This is a genomic window from Streptomyces sp. SCA2-17 (assembly GCF_044336695.1).
Map to the genome: position 1 here is coordinate 1,496,333 of NZ_CP117521.1, position 16,664 is coordinate 1,512,996.

General features: G+C 69.3%; 15 protein-coding genes and 1 pseudogene. 9 read left to right on the forward strand and 7 right to left on the reverse strand.

Annotated features, from left to right (window positions below; translation table 11 throughout):
- Positions 1-77: 77 nt before the first annotated feature.
- Complete coding sequence (locus tag PS271_RS06675; protein WP_398380939.1) at positions 78-545, reverse strand: RDD family protein; 468 nt, start codon at positions 543-545, stop codon at positions 78-80.
- 221 nt (positions 546-766) lie between these two features.
- Between PS271_RS06675 and glnA the strand changes: the two genes are divergently transcribed.
- Complete coding sequence (glnA, locus tag PS271_RS06680; protein ID WP_356276309.1) at positions 767-2,176, forward strand: type I glutamate--ammonia ligase; 1,410 nt, start codon at positions 767-769, stop codon at positions 2,174-2,176.
- Between the two features lie 378 nt (positions 2,177-2,554).
- Here glnA and PS271_RS06685 read toward each other — a convergent pair whose 3' ends face one another.
- Positions 2,555-3,406: a helix-turn-helix transcriptional regulator gene (locus PS271_RS06685; protein ID WP_398380941.1), complete on the reverse strand. Its 852-nt coding sequence runs from the start codon at positions 3,404-3,406 to the stop codon at positions 2,555-2,557.
- Positions 3,407-3,745: 339 nt separating this feature from the next.
- On the opposite strand from PS271_RS06685, the pseudogene PS271_RS06690 reads away from it, so the two are divergent.
- Positions 3,746-4,048: pseudogene (locus PS271_RS06690) on the forward strand (transposase); the annotation flags it as partial.
- A 1,030-nt stretch (positions 4,049-5,078) separates the two neighbouring features.
- On the opposite strand, the gene PS271_RS06695 reads toward PS271_RS06690, so the two are convergent.
- From PS271_RS06695 to PS271_RS06705, 3 genes are all read right to left on the reverse strand, one after another.
- Positions 5,079-5,987, reverse strand: a complete 909-nt coding sequence (locus PS271_RS06695) for a DUF8017 domain-containing protein (RefSeq protein WP_398380943.1) — start codon at positions 5,985-5,987, stop codon at positions 5,079-5,081.
- Between the two features lie 27 nt (positions 5,988-6,014).
- Complete coding sequence (locus PS271_RS06700) at positions 6,015-6,770, reverse strand: SDR family oxidoreductase (RefSeq protein ID WP_398380944.1); 756 nt, start codon at positions 6,768-6,770, stop codon at positions 6,015-6,017.
- 147 nt (positions 6,771-6,917) lie between these two features.
- Positions 6,918-7,199, reverse strand: a complete 282-nt coding sequence (locus PS271_RS06705; protein ID WP_398380945.1) for a hypothetical protein — start codon at positions 7,197-7,199, stop codon at positions 6,918-6,920.
- A gap of 120 nt (positions 7,200-7,319) precedes the next feature.
- Between PS271_RS06705 and PS271_RS06710 the strand changes: the two genes are divergently transcribed.
- Positions 7,320-7,694, forward strand: a complete 375-nt coding sequence (locus PS271_RS06710) for an arsenate reductase family protein (protein ID WP_398380947.1) — start codon at positions 7,320-7,322, stop codon at positions 7,692-7,694.
- 98 nt (positions 7,695-7,792) lie between these two features.
- Positions 7,793-9,646: a glycoside hydrolase family 15 protein gene (locus tag PS271_RS06715; protein ID WP_398380949.1), complete on the forward strand. Its 1,854-nt coding sequence runs from the start codon at positions 7,793-7,795 to the stop codon at positions 9,644-9,646.
- A 67-nt stretch (positions 9,647-9,713) separates the two neighbouring features.
- Here PS271_RS06715 and PS271_RS06720 read toward each other — a convergent pair whose 3' ends face one another.
- Both PS271_RS06720 and PS271_RS06725 read right to left on the reverse strand, forming a co-directional pair.
- Complete coding sequence (locus PS271_RS06720) at positions 9,714-10,466, reverse strand: SDR family oxidoreductase (protein ID WP_398380951.1); 753 nt, start codon at positions 10,464-10,466, stop codon at positions 9,714-9,716.
- A gap of 34 nt (positions 10,467-10,500) precedes the next feature.
- Positions 10,501-11,127 (reverse strand): HAD-IA family hydrolase, encoded by a 627-nt coding sequence (locus PS271_RS06725; protein WP_398380953.1) that lies wholly within the window; start codon positions 11,125-11,127, stop codon positions 10,501-10,503.
- A gap of 169 nt (positions 11,128-11,296) precedes the next feature.
- Between PS271_RS06725 and sph the strand changes: the two genes are divergently transcribed.
- The 5 genes from sph (at position 11,297) to PS271_RS06750 (ending at position 16,655) form a co-directional block, all read left to right on the forward strand.
- Complete coding sequence (gene sph / locus PS271_RS06730; protein WP_398380955.1) at positions 11,297-12,274, forward strand: sphingomyelin phosphodiesterase; 978 nt, start codon at positions 11,297-11,299, stop codon at positions 12,272-12,274.
- 83 nt (positions 12,275-12,357) lie between these two features.
- On the forward strand, positions 12,358-13,317 hold the full coding sequence (locus PS271_RS06735) for a DUF6891 domain-containing protein (RefSeq protein WP_398380957.1): 960 nt from the start codon (positions 12,358-12,360) through the stop codon (positions 13,315-13,317).
- 388 nt (positions 13,318-13,705) lie between these two features.
- The gene (locus PS271_RS06740; protein ID WP_398380959.1) at positions 13,706-14,314 is read left to right on the forward strand and encodes a winged helix-turn-helix domain-containing protein; all 609 of its coding nucleotides are present in this window, start codon (positions 13,706-13,708) and stop codon (positions 14,312-14,314) included.
- A 184-nt stretch (positions 14,315-14,498) separates the two neighbouring features.
- Positions 14,499-15,800, forward strand: coding sequence for a sensor histidine kinase (locus tag PS271_RS06745; RefSeq protein WP_398380961.1), 1,302 nt, complete (start codon positions 14,499-14,501; stop codon positions 15,798-15,800).
- 207 nt (positions 15,801-16,007) lie between these two features.
- Positions 16,008-16,655 (forward strand): response regulator transcription factor, encoded by a 648-nt coding sequence (locus tag PS271_RS06750; protein WP_398380963.1) that lies wholly within the window; start codon positions 16,008-16,010, stop codon positions 16,653-16,655.
- The last annotated feature ends 9 nt before the right edge of the window (positions 16,656-16,664 follow it).

Sequence of the window (16,664 nt, forward strand, 5' to 3'; positions counted from 1 at the left end):
AGAGCGAACGACGAGGGCGGGGCGGAAACCTTTTCGGTTTCCGCCCCGCCCTCGTCGTTGCTGTCTCCTCCGTGCGGTCAGATCCGCACCTGGACGGCGCGGGCGAGCCGGTCGTGGAGCCCGCGGGTGTCGCGGTCCCAGATGACGGCCGGGATGACGACCGCGAGGAGTACGCTGCGGAAGAGGACGCGGGGCAGGGAGAGCCGGCCCCCGCCCTCGGCGACGACACGCAGCCCGAGGAGGCGCTTGCCAGGGGTGCAGCCGACCGTACCGACGGTGACGACACTGAGTACGAAGAAGATCAGCAGGGCCCAGTTGCCGGCCTGCTGGGGCTTGCCGTCCGCGAGGAAGGCGTAGGCGATGAGCATGCACAGCGCCCAGTCGATGAAGACGGCGCCGATGCGCCGCCCGAGCGGGGCGATGGAGCCGGGCCCGTCCGCCGGGAGCCCGAGGCGCTCGCCCCGGTGCCCGAAGTCGACGCCCATCTCCTCGGCGGCCGCGCGCGGGCCGGAGAGCCATGAGCCGATTGCTTGCCTGTTGTCCACCCGTCCACGGTACTGCGCCCGTATTCGTTCCCTTCCGCCCGGGGTCGGAAGGCCGTGTTACACAGCACATCCGGGCCGCACCCCGGTTAACCTCGGCGAAACAAATGGGTCATGCCCGGGAAATCCCGTCTCTCTAGGGTCGGCCGCAGCGCGCCGGTGCGATACGGACCGCGCCACCGAAGCAATCCCCGACCGCGTGCGGCCGGGCTAGGAGGAGTTGGATGTTCCAGAACGCCGACGAGGCCAAGAAGTTCATCTCGGATGAGGACGTCAAGTTCGTCGACGTCCGATTCTGCGACCTGCCTGGCGTGATGCAGCACTTCACGATCCCGGCCGCGGCCTTCGACCCGAACGAGGAGCTCGCCTTCGACGGCTCCTCGATCCGCGGTTTCCAGGCGATCCACGAGTCCGACATGGCCCTGCGCGCGGACCTGTCCACGGCCCGGATGGACCCGTTCCGCCGGGACAAGACTCTCAACATCAACTTCTTTATCCACGACCCGATCACGGGCGAGCAGTACAGCCGCGACCCGCGCAACATCGCCAAGAAGGCCGAGGCCTACCTCGCCTCCACGGGCATCGCGGACACCGCGTACTTCGGCCCGGAGGCGGAGTTCTACGTCTTCGACAGCGTGCGCTTCAACACCGCGGCGAACGAGTCCTTCTACCACATCGACTCCGAGGCCGGCGCCTGGAACACCGGTGCGGTCGAGGACAACCGCGGTTACAAGGTCCGCTACAAGGGCGGCTACTTCCCGGCCCCGCCGGTCGACCACTTCGCCGACCTGCGCGCGGAGATCTCCCTGGAGCTGGACAAGGCCGGCCTTCAGGTCGAGCGCCAGCACCACGAGGTCGGCACCGCCGGCCAGGCCGAGATCAACTACAAGTTCAACACGCTGCTCGCCGCCGCCGACGACCTGATGCTCTTCAAGTACATCGTGAAGAACGTCGCCTGGCGCAACGGCAAGACCGCCACCTTCATGCCGAAGCCGATCTTCGGCGACAACGGCTCGGGCATGCACGTCCACCAGTCCCTGTGGACCGGCGGCGAGCCCCTCTTCTACGACGAGCAGGGCTACGCCGGCCTCTCGGACACCGCCCGCTACTACATCGGCGGCATCCTCAAGCACGCCCCGTCGCTGCTGGCCTTCACCAACCCCACGGTGAACTCCTACCACCGCCTGGTCCCCGGCTTCGAGGCCCCGGTCAACCTGGTCTACTCCCAGCGCAACCGCTCCGCCGCCATGCGCATCCCGATCACGGGCTCCAACCCGAAGGCCAAGCGCGTCGAGTTCCGCGCCCCGGACCCGTCCTCGAACCCGTACCTCGCCTTCTCGGCCCTCCTCCTGGCCGGCCTCGACGGCGTCAAGAACAAGATCGAGCCCGCCGAGCCGATCGACAAGGACCTCTACGAGCTCGCCCCCGACGAGCACGCCAACGTCCCCCAGGTCCCGACGTCCCTCCCGGCCGTCCTCGAGGCCCTCGAGGCCGACAACGAGTACCTCCAGGCCGGCGGTGTCTTCACCTCCGACCTGATCGAGACCTGGATCGACTACAAGCGCACCAACGAGATCGCCCCGATCCAGCTCCGCCCGCACCCGCACGAGTTCGAGATGTACTTCGACATCTAGAAAGTGCGCAGGCCAGAGCCGCCTTGTAGCGCTCTGGGCGGTACTTGGGCCGTGGGCCGTGTCCTTTCCCGTCAAGAAGGAGAGCACGGCCCACGGTCGTTGGACGGGTCGCCGCCTGCGCGGCGGGGCGTTCCCGACCGCGTCGCGCAGTCACCCGGACGGGTGTGGCCGACCTATCGATCCTTGGCCGACGGATTCCCCTCGGGGGAGGAGTGTCATCCGTGCCAGGCTGCTAGGAGGCCGTGGCATCACACTCGGGCCGGCCATCGGCCGCATTCCTGCTTCGGAGTTCTTCAGCGGGGACAAGCGCCATCGCTACGCCGATCACCGAGACGCACGGGGCCCGTGGGGCGGCATGGATGAAGACCGTGCGACCGGCTACCCGGCATACCCCGCCCCGTTCTCCACGTCATCCATGTGAACGATCGCATCCGGGATTTCCATATGATGCATGAGCGCCCTCACGGACACCTGATAGCTCCGCCCGGATGAATTCACAGGGAAGGGGAAATCCCCATCCCTGACCTTTCGATATGCAGCAGACTCGGCGATCCCCATCACTTTGGCGGCGTCACGCAGCCCCATGAATTTTGGGTAGAAATCAGATACGTAGTAGTACCGCTCCACGCCATCGACCCAGGCTCTTGTCACCGCTCCACCCTTCAGAACCTTCTGCGCGATCCCAGGGTGGAGTCCGTTACGGATCTCCTGGTGGAACGACGCCATGCGTTCGACGTAGCCCATCTTCCGCAGGAGGGCACCGAAGCGCTCGCCACGAATCTGTTCGGCAACGACCGGATCTCGCACGTCAGCAAGATTTACGATGACCGAAGCCTTCATCGTAAATTCTGACGGGGCCTCCGGCAACGAGGGAAGGTCATCCATGCCATCAGACGATCGCTCTTCCCCATACGCCCTAGCTCTCTTGTAAGCGATATCGTAAGCGCTCTTGATCACATAGTGGCGCACACTCCCTGGTGGGCACCCCCGTTCCGTGTCCACCCACGCGAGAAGCGTAGCCTCGAACATGTCGGAGAGCACATCCTCAAAATCCGTACGAAGATCTCGCGCAATAATTCGCGAGCGCCGCCGAAGTACGGGTGAAAGACAGTCAACGAAGGCCATTTTCCACGTATCGTCACCGCCCATGTCAGCCAGTCTCCCCATTGCGATGAGCGCCTCCCAGCGCTTAGAGCGCTTCCCCTTCCTTCTGGTCAGATCGTCCATCATCTCGCTACGGAAACGGGAGTACCCAGGATGCCGCTGGACAGCACACTCCCCCACATCACCCGTATGCACACATACCGCAGTGCCAGCGAATGCCTCTAGAACGTACCGCTCCGTACAGGAAAAAATATCCAACACGATCCGGCCTCCGAATTAAGCTCCAGGTGGTCGAGAAAAGCATGGCGCGACGACGTTCCCTTGAATCCCGACTTCCTACGAATACTCTTTTCGGGTGAACCATGTTTGCCGATGCAAGCCGCCCTCCTGCGACCCCCGCCTCACAGGAAGCGCACATATCACTTAGACCGCGCCCTACGTGGTGAGGCGGATATTGATCCCTTCATGGGGTGGAGTATGTGGAGTTGGATCATTCCGGACGGGTTGCGGGAAATCGCAGGGCGGCGGAACGTAAGATTCGCCTGATGAGACGCTGCTCGCGGCCATCATCTACGTTCTGGTTAGCGGGTCTGCCTGGCGGCAGGTGCCACTCTGCCTGGGGATATCGAAGTCGACCGCCCACGGCCAGTTTCTAATCTGATCGAGAGCCGGGCGTCTGGGGGCGCCTGCGCGAAGTCATGCCTGCATCGCCTCAAAAACGCCAGCCTCATCGACGTCACCCGCGCCGTCCTCGAAACCGGGGATATCGTCGGGACGACCGAATGCGACCCCGGAGACAAGGTTCCGGAAGGTCTGCTGCGCGCTGAGGCCGCGTCTGCGCAACTGGCCGTAGAGCAGTTCAGCAATCGGCGGCACTCCCGGCCTTCCAAAGAACGGTCCTGGGCTGTGGCCATGAGATCACCCCAGCTGGCGCGGACAGCCTCGTCATGGCCGAGCGCTTCAAGGAGATCCTTCGCGGCCATGGTGACATCGGCCCAAATGGCGTGGACGCGGGTGCCTGGTGGCTGCGCCAAAAGCGCCGCGGGACTACCGTCGAGCCGCTCGGAGGGGCCTGGAAATGTGCGAGCAGTGCGGCGATGTGTGCTCGCAGCGAGGTCCCGATCGCACTGGTGGAGACTCGTCAAGGTCGAGCCGCAGCGAATTTCGGTTGGCAGACTTCTTCCATGCATCGACGCCGCTGGCGAGCTCTAGCCACTCCAGCACCTCTTCTACGGATCACGGTCAGCGGCAGAACGCTGCTAACGCCGTGGCCGCGATCGAGTGATGAGACGAGGGAGTTCAGCCAGTCTGGATCGTCAGCGAACCAGTGGGCGCTGACGTTGTAATCGATCACTGTTTCGTCATACCCCCCTCACAATAGGAGGCTTGTGCGAGTGGGTGGCACCTTTGCTGCCGCCTCATGTCCCTCGACGGCACCGTCACTCCGGGCGCCTGTCGGTCGACGGCCGGGCCGCGTGCGCGGCATCGTGGAGCTCCGGTACGGAGCAGTGCCAGCTCCAGGCGTGCCGCCATTCCGCCGAACCCAATCCTTCACCCATCAGCCGTCGCCACAGCCTGTACGCAACGCTCAACATGGCTCCGTACCGCCTCGCACCAGTACAGCCACTCACTTCGCAAGCAGCCTCCGGTGCGCACCGGTTGTGCGCCAACCTCTCCGGAGGCACGCATCTATACAGCTCAGAGTGATGTTTATGTGCTACTTCGACATCTAAGACGCCGGGCTGACCACGCGTGTGGGCCGCTACCCGAATTCGGGTGGCGGCCCACACGTGTTCTGCTACTTGGCGGGCTCCAAGAGCCGGACCGTGTTGAGGATTTTGCGGACCGTGTCGTCCGGGAGTTCGTTCTTGACGTCCTTTGCGGCGAAGAGGGTCCAGGACGTGTATTCGTTGCCCTTGGGGTTTTTGAAGACGAAGGCGGTGGCCTTGCCGTCGGAGGCGCACTTGTTCTTCTTCGGGACGCCCGAGGTGGAGGACGTGACCACGGTGCCGGACAGGCCGGACGTGGTGGTGTGCTGCTCCGCCGGGGCGGATTTGATCTTCTTCTTGTCGGGCTGGGTGTAGAAGCCGTAGAGCCAGGCCTCGGCGTTGGCGCGGGCGGCGGCCTCGGGGTCCTGGCCGCGTTCGCTGCGGGAGCCGGCCGCGGCGAGGGCCATGTTTTCCTTCTTGTCGCCGCTGCCGGTGCTGCACCACGTCGGGTCGAGCATCGCCGGTGCCATGAAGGCGACGAGCGGCTTGTCCTCGGGGTCGTCGTTCTCGGCGACGTAGGTGACCCAGTCGGACTGCTTGCGGTCCCACTCGGGGGGCACGTCGAAGGCGATGCCCTTCGCGGGGTTCGTGACGACCTTCCAGCCGGGGACGACCGGCTTGGGGTCGCGGTCCGCGCGGGGGTTGTCGGTGCCGGCCGACGCGCCGGGGTCCGTGCTCGGGGCGGCTGACGAGGGGCTCGTGGCGGGCTTCGGGTTCTTCGCCTCGGCGTCCTTGTCGCCGCCCAGGACGAGGAAACCGGTGACGCCCGCGGCGATGACGACGGCCGTCGCCGCGGCTATGGCTATGACCTTCGTCCTGTTTCTCCCGCCTCGTGGCGGCTGCGGCGGCGGCCCGTACGGGCTCGGCTGCTGATACGGATTCGCTTGCCCGCCCTGCGGATGCCGCGGGTCCCCCGGAGACTGCTGTCCTTGCCACATAAGCGGCAACCCTATGTCAGCCCCACGTCAGCGAGTGGTGTAGCCGCCGTTGATGAAGAGGGTCTGGCCGTTGAGCCACCAGCCGTCCGTCAGCAGGAATTTCACGTACGGGACGATGTCCTCGATTTTGGTGAGGTCGCCGTTCATGGACGAGGACTTGTGGTACGCGACGGAGTCGTCCGTCTCGGCCGGGTAGAAGAACGGGGTGTCCATCGGGCCGGGGGCGATGTTGTTCACCGAGATGTTCCGCCCGAAGAGCTCTTTGGAGAGGGCGCGGGTGAAGTGCTCGACGGGGGCCTTGCTGCCGGCGTAGACGGAGTAGAGGCCGGTGTACGCGGCGAGCAGGGAAGTCACGACGGTGACGATGGAGCCGTCGCGCTCGATGCGTTTGGCGGCCTCACGCATCATGAAGTACGCCGCCTTGCTGTTGACGGCGAACATCTTGTCGAACTCCTCCTCCGACGTCTCGGTCATCGGCTTCTTGATGACCATGCCGGCGGTGTTCACCATGTGGTCGACCCTGCCGAACGTCCGCACGGCCGCGTCGAAGAGCTTCCCGACCTCGGCGACCTTCGTCAGGTCGCCCTGGTGGGCGAAGGCGTCGCCGCCGGCCTCCTTCACGTCCGCGACCGTCTGCTCCGCCTTGTCGCGCGAGGAGTCGCTGTTGTAGTGGACGACGATCCTGGCGCCGTCCCGGGCGAGCTCGCGGGCGACGAGGCCGCCGAGGTTCTTCGACGCGCCGCCGATGACGACGACCTTGTCCTTGAGCGTACGAGCAGGCATGGGCCTCTCCCGGTGACGACCAGTGATGGTCAGTGATGGTCAGTGATGACCAGCGACGACATGACGAACCCTTTGCCACGGTATGGGCAAGTTCGCGGGTCCGCATGCGGGCGTCGGCCGCGCCGGGAGAGGCCCCTGCCGCTCCTGTCAGTAGTTGGCGGCGTCGTGGATGAGGGAGCGCACCGCCCGGCACGTCGTGTCGGAGGGCGTGTGGACCCCGATGCTGACCGCGGTCGCCCTTATCCGGCGGTTGCTCGCCTGCTCCGGGCGGTAGACCCCGGAGTGCAGGAGCGCGATCGCCAGGCGCATGGCCTTCAGCTGGCGGTTGTGGGATTCGTACCACGCGCGCGGCCGGCCCGCGGGCATCGGCTTCTTCGGCAGCGTGGCAAGGCTCGGGAGATCGGGAAGAGTGGGTGCGGCTACGGCCATCGGCGTTCCTCCTGAGGGGGGTCACAGCCTCTCTCGTATGCCTTCGATTTTACTGCCCACCACTGACAATCGCCCCAGCTCAGGCGGGATTTGACGGTGGTGCGCGGTACGGTGTGCGGCATGGAGATCTGGATCAATCCCGCCTGTTCGAAGTGCCGGAGCGCCATCGGCCTGCTCGACGCCGAAGGGGCCGGGTACACCGTGCGCCGCTATCTGGAGGACGTCCCCGGCGAGGACGAGCTCCGCGCGATGCTCGACCGGCTCGGCCTGGAGCCGTGGGACATCACGCGCACCCAGGAAGCGGCGGCGAAGGAGCTCGGCGTCAAGGACTGGCCGCGCGACGCGAGCGCGCGCGAGCGGTGGATCAAGGCCCTGGCCGAGCACCCCGAGCTCATCCAGCGGCCGATCATCACCGCCGACGACGGCACGGCGGTGGTGGGGCGTACGGAGGAGGCCGTACGGGAGGCGCTGTCACGGTCGCAGCCCGCCGGCTGACGGGAGCACGCAGGGGCTGACGAAAGAGCGCAGGCACCCGGCCGCTACCAGCGGTATAACGGGTGGTGTGGCATGCCCGCTCCGCGGAGGAGGGGCCCATGAAACCCGGCTACCTGCCCATCGAGGACCACGGGATCATCGGCGATCTGCACACCGTGGCGCTCGTCGGGGCGGACGGCACGATCGACTGGTGCTGCCTGCCCCGCTTCGACGCGCCCTCCGTCTTCGGGTCGCTGCTCGACGCCGACCGCGGCGGGTCGTTCTCCGTCACGGTGCGTGGCGCGGAGCGCACCAAGCAGATGTACATGCCCGACTCGAACGTGCTGCTGACCCGGTTCCTCGGCCGGGACTCGGTGGCCGAGCTGTACGACTTCATGGTGCCCGACCACCCGTCCTGCCCGGCTTCGGGCACCCGCCAGATCGTGCGGGAGGTGCGGGTGCTGCGCGGCCGGGCCGTGATCGACGTCTACTGCCGGCCCGCGTTCGACTACGGCCGCGCCCCGCACACGGTCACGCCCGTCCCCGGCGCGGGCGCCGTCTTCGCGAGCCCGGCCGGCTGCCTCGTGCTGCGCTCCTCCGCGCCCCTGACGCCCGGCGACGGGGGCTCCGCCCGCGCGACGGTGACGCTGGAGCCCGGACAGCCGCTGGAGCTCGCCGCGCAGTGGGGCGGGGAAGGTGCCGTACGGGAGGGCGTGGTGCGCCCGCTGGACTGCACGGAGGCCACGCGGCTGCTGGACATGACGCTGCGGTACTGGGACGGCTGGCTGCGGCAGTCGCAGTACCGGGGCCGCTACCGCGAGGTCGTCGAACGCTCGGCGCTGGCCCTGAAGCTGCTGGTCTACCAGCCGACCGGCGCCCTGGTCGCCGCGGCGACCACGTCCCTGCCCGAGGCCCCGGGCGGCGGCCGCAATTGGGACTACCGCTACACCTGGGTCCGCGACGCCGCCTTCACGCTCTACGCACTGATGCGGCTGGGCTTCACGGAGGAGGCCGCCGCGTTCATCGACTGGCTCCACCAGCGCTGCGTGCAGGCCCCGCCCGGCACCGGCTTGCAGGTGCTGTACGGCATCGACGGCCGCCCCGACCTGCCCGAGACGGTCCTGGACCACCTCTGCGGCTACAACGGCGCGCGCCCGGTCCGGATCGGCAACGCCGCGGCCGGCCAGACCCAGCTCGACATCCACGGCGAGCTCATGGACTCCGTCTACCTGTACAACAAGCACGCCGAGCCCATCTCGTACGAGCTGTGGGAGGCGCTCGCCCGGCAGCTCGACTGGCTGCAGAAGAACTGGGAGGAGCCCGACGACGGGATCTGGGAGACCCGCGGCGGCCGGCAGCGCTTCACGTACTCCGCGCTGATGACCTGGGTCGCCTTCGAGCGGGCCATGCGCATCGCGCGCCACCGCGGCATGCCGGCCCCCGTCGAGCAGTGGCGGGACACGGCCGCGGCCGCGTACCGGTTCGTGCAGGACCGCTGCTGGGCGCCGGACCTCGGCGCGTACTGCCAGTACCCGGGCAGCCCGACGCTGGACGCCTCGCTGCTGGTGATGCCGCTGGTGAAGTTCTCCGGGCCCAAGGACCCGCGGTTCCTGTCCACGGTGCGGCGGATCGAGGAGGAGCTGGTCAGCGACAGCCTGGTACACCGCTACCGGACCGACGGCAGCGACGGCCTGGACGGCGGCGAGGGAACGTTCAACCTGTGCTCGTTCTGGTACGTCGAGGCGCTGGCCCGCTCCGGGCGGGTCGGCGAGGCCCGCTACGTCTTCGAGAAGATGATCACCCACGCGAACCACCTCGGCCTGTACGCCGAGGAGATCGGGCCCGCGGGCGAGGCGCTCGGGAACTTCCCGCAGGCGTTCACCCACCTCGCCCTGATCAGCGCCGCGACGAACCTGGACCGCGCCCTGGCCACGCACCACGGGCCGGCGGCGCGGCACTGGCACACGGCCTGAGCGGCGCCGGCACATCCCCTGAGCGGCACGTGGTCCGCACGGCTGAGCGGCACGTGGTCCGCACGGCCTACGGGATCCCCGTCAGCCTTCTCTCCACGGACTTCGGGTCGGCCCTCCACTCCCGCCCCACCTGGGCGGCGAACGCGTCCGGGAAGATGTCCTCCTCGCCCGCCTCCAGGCCGTCGAGCGTGGCGGCGGCGACCTCGGCGACGGGTGCCAGCGGGAAGTCCGCGAACGCGGGCTCGTTGCGGACGACGTAGGCGATCATGTCGGTGTCGACGGGCCCCGGGAAGACGGCGTGGACGGCGATGCCGCGCGGGCCGAGGTCCGCCCGTACGGCCTGCGTCATCAGGTGCAGCGCGGCCTTCGAGGCCGGGTATCCGCCGAGCGACGGCGTGCCCCCGAAGGCGCCGACGCTGATGACGTTGGCGACGGCCCCGCCGCCGTTGCGCTCCAGGACGGGCACGAAGGCCCGGAGGACGCGCAGGGTGCCCAGGTAGTTGGTGCGCATCACGTCCTCGACGGCGCCGAAGTCCATGTCGAGGAGGTGGCCGACGGCGTGCGTGCCGGCGTTGTTCACGAGCAGGGTGACGTCGGCGGCCGCTTCCGCCGCGGCGTCGATCGTGGCAGGCACGGTGAGGTCCAGCGCCAGCGGGACCACGCGGTCCGGGGCTTCGGCCACGACCGGTTCGAGCGCGGCCGGATTCCGGGCGGCGGCGTGGACGCGACGGGCGCCGCGCGCCAGGAACGCGGAGACGAGCGCCCGTCCGATGCCGCGGTTGGCGCCGGTGACGAGCACGGTGGAGCCGTCGATGTTCACTGGACTCCGAACTCCTTTCGGTGGGGCCGGCCGGTCACCTCAGCGGGAGCCGGAACAGCTCTTCGAGCTTCTTCACCGTCTCCGCGGGATCGGCGTCCAGGACGGTGGTCATGCCGAGGTCCTGGGCGGGCGGCAGATTGCGGGCCGAGTCGTCCACGAAGACGCAGGCCTCGGCGGGCAGCCGCAGCTCCTTCAGGATGAGCGGGTAGATCCCCGGCTCCGGCTTGCGGAGGCCGTGGTCGCCCGACAGCACCACGGCGTCGTAGAGGGTGCCGAAGCCGTAGCCCCGGTAGGGGTCGTAGGGGCCGGAGCCGAGGCTGTTGGACAGGATGCCCACCTTCACGCCCGCGCGGCGGGCCGCCTGGCCCGCCGCGAGCATCAGGGGCTCGGGGCGGAGGTCGGCGAGGACCCGGCCGATCAGATTGCCGGGGGCGACGCCGAGCAGTGCGGCGGTGCGTTCGTTCCACTCGGCCTGGCCGATCCGGCCGAGCTCCAGCTGTGCGTAGATCTCGCGGCCTTCCGGGTCCGTGGAGATGACCTGGAGGAACGCGTCGGGCGCGAGGCCTTCGCGCAGGCAGAAGGCCCGGGTGCAGTCGGCGATCGGGGTGGTCAGGACGCCGCCGAAATCGAGCACGAGACCCTGGTGCAGGGGCGGGGGCATGGGAACTCCTCACGGTGGGTGGTCACCGCATCTCTTCCACTCTTCCAACGCACTCAACGAGTCATGCACGAACGCGACACGAAGACGCGGCACGAAGTCGTCGCCCCGCGTAGGGGAATTGATCACCGTAATGATGTCGGGAAGTAACAGTGGCTGATTTGATGTGGCAATGCCGAACCTCAAGCCCGCGCTCACGATCACCCTCGCCACCGTCGCGTTCGCCGCCGCGGTGCCCGGCGCAGCCGCTCAGGCCGCCTCGCCCGCCGATGTTCCGGAATTGAAGGTGCTCACGTACAACACCTTCCTCATGAGTAAGAACCTCTACCCCAACTGGGGTCAGGACCACCGCGCCAAGGAGATACCGGCCGCCGGCTTCTTCCAGGGAAATGACGTCGTCGTCCTCCAAGAGGCCTTCGACAACGGCGCCTCCGACGCGCTGAAGGCGAATGCGGCGGGCTCGTACCCGTATCAGACACCGGTCGTCGGGCGCAGCAAGGACGGCTGGGACGCCACGAGCGGGAATTACTCGTCCACCACGCCGGAGGACGGCGGGGTGACGGTGCTCAGCAAGTGGCCGGTCGTCCGCAAGGAGCAGGTGATCTTCAATGACGCGTGCGGTGCGGACTGGTGGTCCAACAAGGGTTTCGCTTACGTCGTGCTGAAGGTGAACGGCGTGAAGGTGCACGTGGTGGGAACGCACGCGCAATCGACCGACAGCGGCTGCGCGGCAGGTGAGGCGGCGGCGGACCGGGCGAAGCAGTTCCGCCAGATCGACGCTTTCCTGGACGCGAAGAACATTCCCTCGAACGAGCAGGTCATGGTCGCCGGTGACCTGAATGTGGACTCGCAAGGAAGCGAATACGCGGCCCTGCTCGCGAATGCCGACCTCGCCCCGCCGACGGAGCGCACGGGCCACCCGTACTCCTTCGACACGAAGGAGAACTCGATCGCGGCCTACCGCTATCCGACGGACGGCCGCGAGGACCTCGACTACGTCCTGCACCGCAACGGCCACGCGCGCCCGGCGACCTGGAAGAACACGGTGGTCAAGGAGTCGTCCGCACCGTGGACGGTCTCCAGCTGGGGCAAGGACTACACGTACACGAACCTCAGCGACCACTACCCGGTCGTCGCCGGGAAGTCCTGACGCGCCTCGTTGTCAGTGGGGGGTGTCAGGATGATTCCTACGCGGTCGCCGAACGGGGGGCGGCCCATCCGCGAGGGGGATCCATGCTGTCATCCGTGCTGCCCATCACCGTCAACACCGAGTCCGGTGAGGTCCGTTCGCGCGTCAGTGCCGAGGAGCTGGCGGGGGTCATCGCCCGGCTGGGTGGGGAAGGCGACCGGTTCGCGGTGGTCGAGCGCGCGGAGGGGGCCGGGGAGGCGGAGGGCGGCGGCGACCATTACATCCAGACCTGGCACGAGGACGGCGGGCCGTACGAGGTCGAGTACCGCGAGGGCACGGCCGAGCGGCACTTCGGGGTGCGGATGGAGAGCGCCGGCGAGGTGACGGCCGTGTTCGTGGCGTGGGCGCGGGGCGAGGAGGGGTGGGCGGACGGGTACGCCTGGGAGCAGGTCCGGTTTCCGGAGGAGGAGGACGAAGACCCTGCTGAGCCGGATCCGGAGCTGCTGGCCGAGGCCGAAGCGGAAGCCGGGCGGCTGATCCGGTGCGGGTTCGGCACGGCCGAGGAGATCACCGAGTCCGTCTCCGACCACTTCCACGCCGACGGCGCCACCCCGCTCTCCGTGCCGGCCGCCCGCCGGATCGTGCGCCGCCTGTGGCGCGAGCGGCTGGCCGAGCAGGAGGGCTGGCCCGAGGTGACCGACGCCGACCGGGTCGCGGCGGCGTTCGCGGCGCTGAACGGCAGCGGCGTCACGGCCCGGATGCACTTCGCCTGCTGCGGCAACTGCGCCTTCACGGAGATCGGCGGCGAGGCCGCCGATGGCGATCACGGCTTCGTGTTCTTCTACCACGACGACACCCGGCACGCCGCCGACGGCGGCGGCCTGCTGCTGACCTTCGGCGCTCACAAGGACGAGGAAGACCGCAAAGAGGCCTCCGTCGCCGTGGGGCGGGAGGTCGTGGCCGCGCTCACCGCGGCCGGCCTGTCCTCGCAGTGGGACGGTGATCCGGACCGGGCGATACGGGTCGAGCCGCTGGAGTGGCGCAGGCGGCTGCCCGCGGCGTGATCGCCTCGCGGGGGCCGGTCCGTCCGCCCCCGCCTTCCGGAGTCGACTGCTCCGTATTTGCCGGGCCCTTCGCGGGTGGCGGGCATCACGCCAAGGTCGCGTATCCGCCCCCACCCGGAGTCTGCTGCGCCGTCGCGGGTCATGCTTCAATAGGGGCATGGCCAGCTTCCAGAACACCGCGACGGGTCGTTTCGACCTTGAGCCCTTCTGGCCTTCCCGTCAGCACGACGACTTCGACCGAGTGTGTTGCCGCGCGACTTCCGCGCAGGCCCTCTCCTCCCGCTGACCCCCACGTCGAAGTCAGCCGCCGGTCCCCGGTCCCGGCCAACGGCCCCGCGCACACGCACGTCCCCTCGACGGTCTCTCGCGCGAAAGAGCTGAGCTCTCCATGACGAACCTCCGTACCCTCACCGTGCCCGCCCCGTCCGCCGCGGCCACCGCCACGGCCGCCTCCGCCGCCCCGCACGCCACGACGCACCCCTCCCACCCCTCGCATACCGCGCACCGCCACCGGCTCCGGGCCGTCTCGCCGGACGAGGTGCCGCCGGTCGCCGAGCTGCTGCACTCCGGCGCGGCCACCTGGATGCCGGCGCCGCAGCACACCGTGCCGTCGCTGCCCGGCCAGCCGCCGATGATCGGCTATCTGGTGCTCGTCCCGGCCGAGCAGCAGGCCCCCGAGACCGCGCCCGCCGCCACCCGCGGGGACGCACTGGTGAGCATCGACCCCGAGCAGCGCACGGCCAGCGTGGCCGGGCGCCCGCTCGACCTCACGTACCTGGAGTTCGAGCTGCTGGCCCACCTCGTCGCGCACCCCCACCGGGTGCACACGCGCGACCAGTTGGTGACGACCGTGTGGGGCTACGGCCACGTGGGCGACGGCCGGACCGTGGACGTCCACGTGGCCCGGCTGCGCCGCAAGATGGGTGCCGAGCACCGCGCGTCGATCGTGACCGTCCGCCGGGTCGGCTACAAGTACGCGCCGCCCGTCGGCTACTGATCCGGATCGGCGGCCCCCGCGCCCCCGAAGCCCCGGTTCCGTAGACGAACCCCGAGGTCAGAGGGTGGGGCTAGGTACACCATCACCGGGGCGGCACCCCCCGTGACGATCATGAGGCGGTCGTCCACACTGGTTCCCGGGCCCGAGCCGCGGGCCCGGGAGCACAGCACCAGGGGGACACCGGATGAAGAAGATCAGCAACGCACTGCTGACGGCGGCGCGCGGCCTATGGCTGGCGATCTTCGGCATGGCGACGTCGATCCTGCTGTTCGTGCTCACCGTGCTCTCGATCGCGTTCACGATCCTGGGCATCGGCCTGTTCACCACCCCCCTGGCCGTGAGGGCCCTCCGGGCCCACGCCTCCCTGCGCCGCCGCCAGGCGAAGGCGTGGACGTGCGTGGAGATCCCCGAGCCGTACCGCCCGCTGCCCGAACGGCGCCCCGGCCTCGCCGGCCAGGTGGAGCTCTGCACGGCCCTGCTCAAGGACCCCGCCACCTGGCGCGACCTGCTGTGGCTGCTGGTGGACGCGACGGCCGGCACGCTGCTGGCCGTCCTGGCGCCCGCCCTCGTGCTCTACCTGCCGTGGGGGGTCGTGCTCGCCCTCGGCGTCTGGGAGCCGATCGACCGGGCCGGCGGCGGCCTGTGGTTCACCTTCCTCCACATCACCGACCAGTCCACCGCCAATCTGGCGGCCCCGCTCGGCCTGGTCTGGTCGATCCTGGGCCTCTTCCTCGCCCGGCCCCTGCTGCGCGCGGACTTCCTGCTGGCCAAGCAGCTGATCGCGCCCGGCCCGGCCACGGCCCGGGAGCTCGAACTGGCCCGGCGCGTGGACCGGCTCACCGAGTCCCGGCACGACGCGGTGGACAGCTCGGCGGCCGAGCTGCGCCGCATCGAGCGCGACCTGCACGACGGCGCCCAGGCCCGCCTCGTCGCCATGGGCATGAGCCTGGGCACGATCGAGGCGCTGATCGAGAAGGACCCGGCCCGCGCCAAGCAGCTCGTCGCCGCGGCCCGCGCCAATTCCGCCGAGGCCCTGACCGAGCTGCGCGACCTCGTACGGGGCATCCACCCGCCGGTGCTCGCCGAGCGCGGCCTGGGCGACGCCCTGCGGGCCCTGGCGCTGCGGATGCCGCTGCCCGTCGAGGTGGACGTGGACCTGGCGGGCCGGGCCGAGGAGCCGGTCGAGACGGCGGCGTACTTCGCGGTCAGCGAGGTGCTCACCAACGCCGCCAAGCACTCGGGGGCCCGGCGGGTCTGGCTCGACGTACATCACGCGGAGGGCATGCTGCGGATCTCCGTGACGGACAACGGCCGCGGCGGGGCGGTCGCCCCGGCGGACGGCACCGCCGGGACGAGGCGCGCGGCGGGCTCCGGGCTCGCCGGCATCGAGCGGCGCATCGGCACGCTGGACGGCGTGCTGGCAGTGAGCAGCCCCGCCGGCGGGCCGACCATGGTCACGATGGAGATCCCCTGCGCCCTGTCATGACGGGCGCCTCGGTGCCGGTGACCGCGCCGTCCGCCGGACTCCCGGCCGTCGTGACGCGTCGCCGTTGCGGCGGGCTTGTCCTCACTGCGGAGACGAGCTGCCCGCAGGCACTGATCGACGGGCCGCGGGATCGGCGACCATAGGAGGGAACCGCCCCCGCCCTCCCGGCCGTCGAGGGGCGCTGTCCCCGCCGACGTTGGAGTGCCCGTGCGCGTTGTGATCGCCGAAGACCTGTTCCTGCTGCGGGACGGTCTGGTCCGGCTGCTGGAGGCGTACGACTTCGAGATCGCGGCGGCGGTGGAGAGCGGCCCCGAGCTGTCCCGGGCCCTCGCCGAGCTGCGGCCGGACGTGGCGGTGGTGGACGTACGGCTGCCGCCGTCGTTCACCGACGAGGGCTTGCAGTGCGCGCTCGCCGCGCGGCGGGAGACGCCGGGCCTGCCGGTGCTGGTGCTCTCCCAGCACGTGGAGCAGTTGTACGCGCGGGAGCTGCTCGCGGACGGCAGCGGCGGCGTCGGCTATCTGCTGAAGGACCGGGTCTTCGACGCCGACCAGTTCGTGGACGCGGTCCGCAGGGTCGCGGCGGGCGGTACGGCCATGGATCCGCAGGTCATCTCGCAGTTGCTGTCGCGGCGATCGCAGGACCGGCCGATGGGCGGGCTGACGCCGCGCGAGCGCGAGGTGATCGAGCTGATGGCCCAGGGCCGGTCGAACGCGGCGATCGCCGCGCAGCTCCACGTGACCGAGCGGGCGGTGGCCAAGCACACGTCGAACATCTTCGGGAAGCTCGGTCTGCCGCCGTCCGACGACGACAACCGCCGCGTGCTCGCGGTGCTGGCGTATCTCGACCGGGGCTGACCGACCCCG

What these genes read in the sequence shown, in the direction of transcription:
- PS271_RS06725 (WP_398380953.1), bottom strand. Translation starts at nt 11,127, where the DNA reads ATGCCCCCGCCCCTGCACCAGGGTCTCGTGCTCGATTTCGGCGGCGTC.
- PS271_RS06700 (WP_398380944.1), bottom strand. Translation starts at nt 6,770, where the DNA reads ATGCCTGCTCGTACGCTCAAGGACAAGGTCGTCGTCATCGGCGGCGCG.
- glnA (WP_356276309.1), top strand. Translation starts at nt 767, where the DNA reads ATGTTCCAGAACGCCGACGAGGCCAAGAAGTTCATCTCGGATGAGGAC.
- PS271_RS06695 (WP_398380943.1), bottom strand. Translation starts at nt 5,987, where the DNA reads ATGTGGCAAGGACAGCAGTCTCCGGGGGACCCGCGGCATCCGCAGGGC.
- PS271_RS06715 (WP_398380949.1), top strand. Translation starts at nt 7,793, where the DNA reads ATGAAACCCGGCTACCTGCCCATCGAGGACCACGGGATCATCGGCGAT.
- PS271_RS06710 (WP_398380947.1), top strand. Translation starts at nt 7,320, where the DNA reads ATGGAGATCTGGATCAATCCCGCCTGTTCGAAGTGCCGGAGCGCCATC.
- PS271_RS06685 (WP_398380941.1), bottom strand. Translation starts at nt 3,406, where the DNA reads ATGATGGACGATCTGACCAGAAGGAAGGGGAAGCGCTCTAAGCGCTGG.
- PS271_RS06745 (WP_398380961.1), top strand. Translation starts at nt 14,499, where the DNA reads ATGAAGAAGATCAGCAACGCACTGCTGACGGCGGCGCGCGGCCTATGG.
- sph (WP_398380955.1), top strand. Translation starts at nt 11,297, where the DNA reads ATGCCGAACCTCAAGCCCGCGCTCACGATCACCCTCGCCACCGTCGCG.
- PS271_RS06740 (WP_398380959.1), top strand. Translation starts at nt 13,706, where the DNA reads ATGACGAACCTCCGTACCCTCACCGTGCCCGCCCCGTCCGCCGCGGCC.
- PS271_RS06705 (WP_398380945.1), bottom strand. Translation starts at nt 7,199, where the DNA reads ATGGCCGTAGCCGCACCCACTCTTCCCGATCTCCCGAGCCTTGCCACG.
- PS271_RS06735 (WP_398380957.1), top strand. Translation starts at nt 12,358, where the DNA reads ATGCTGTCATCCGTGCTGCCCATCACCGTCAACACCGAGTCCGGTGAG.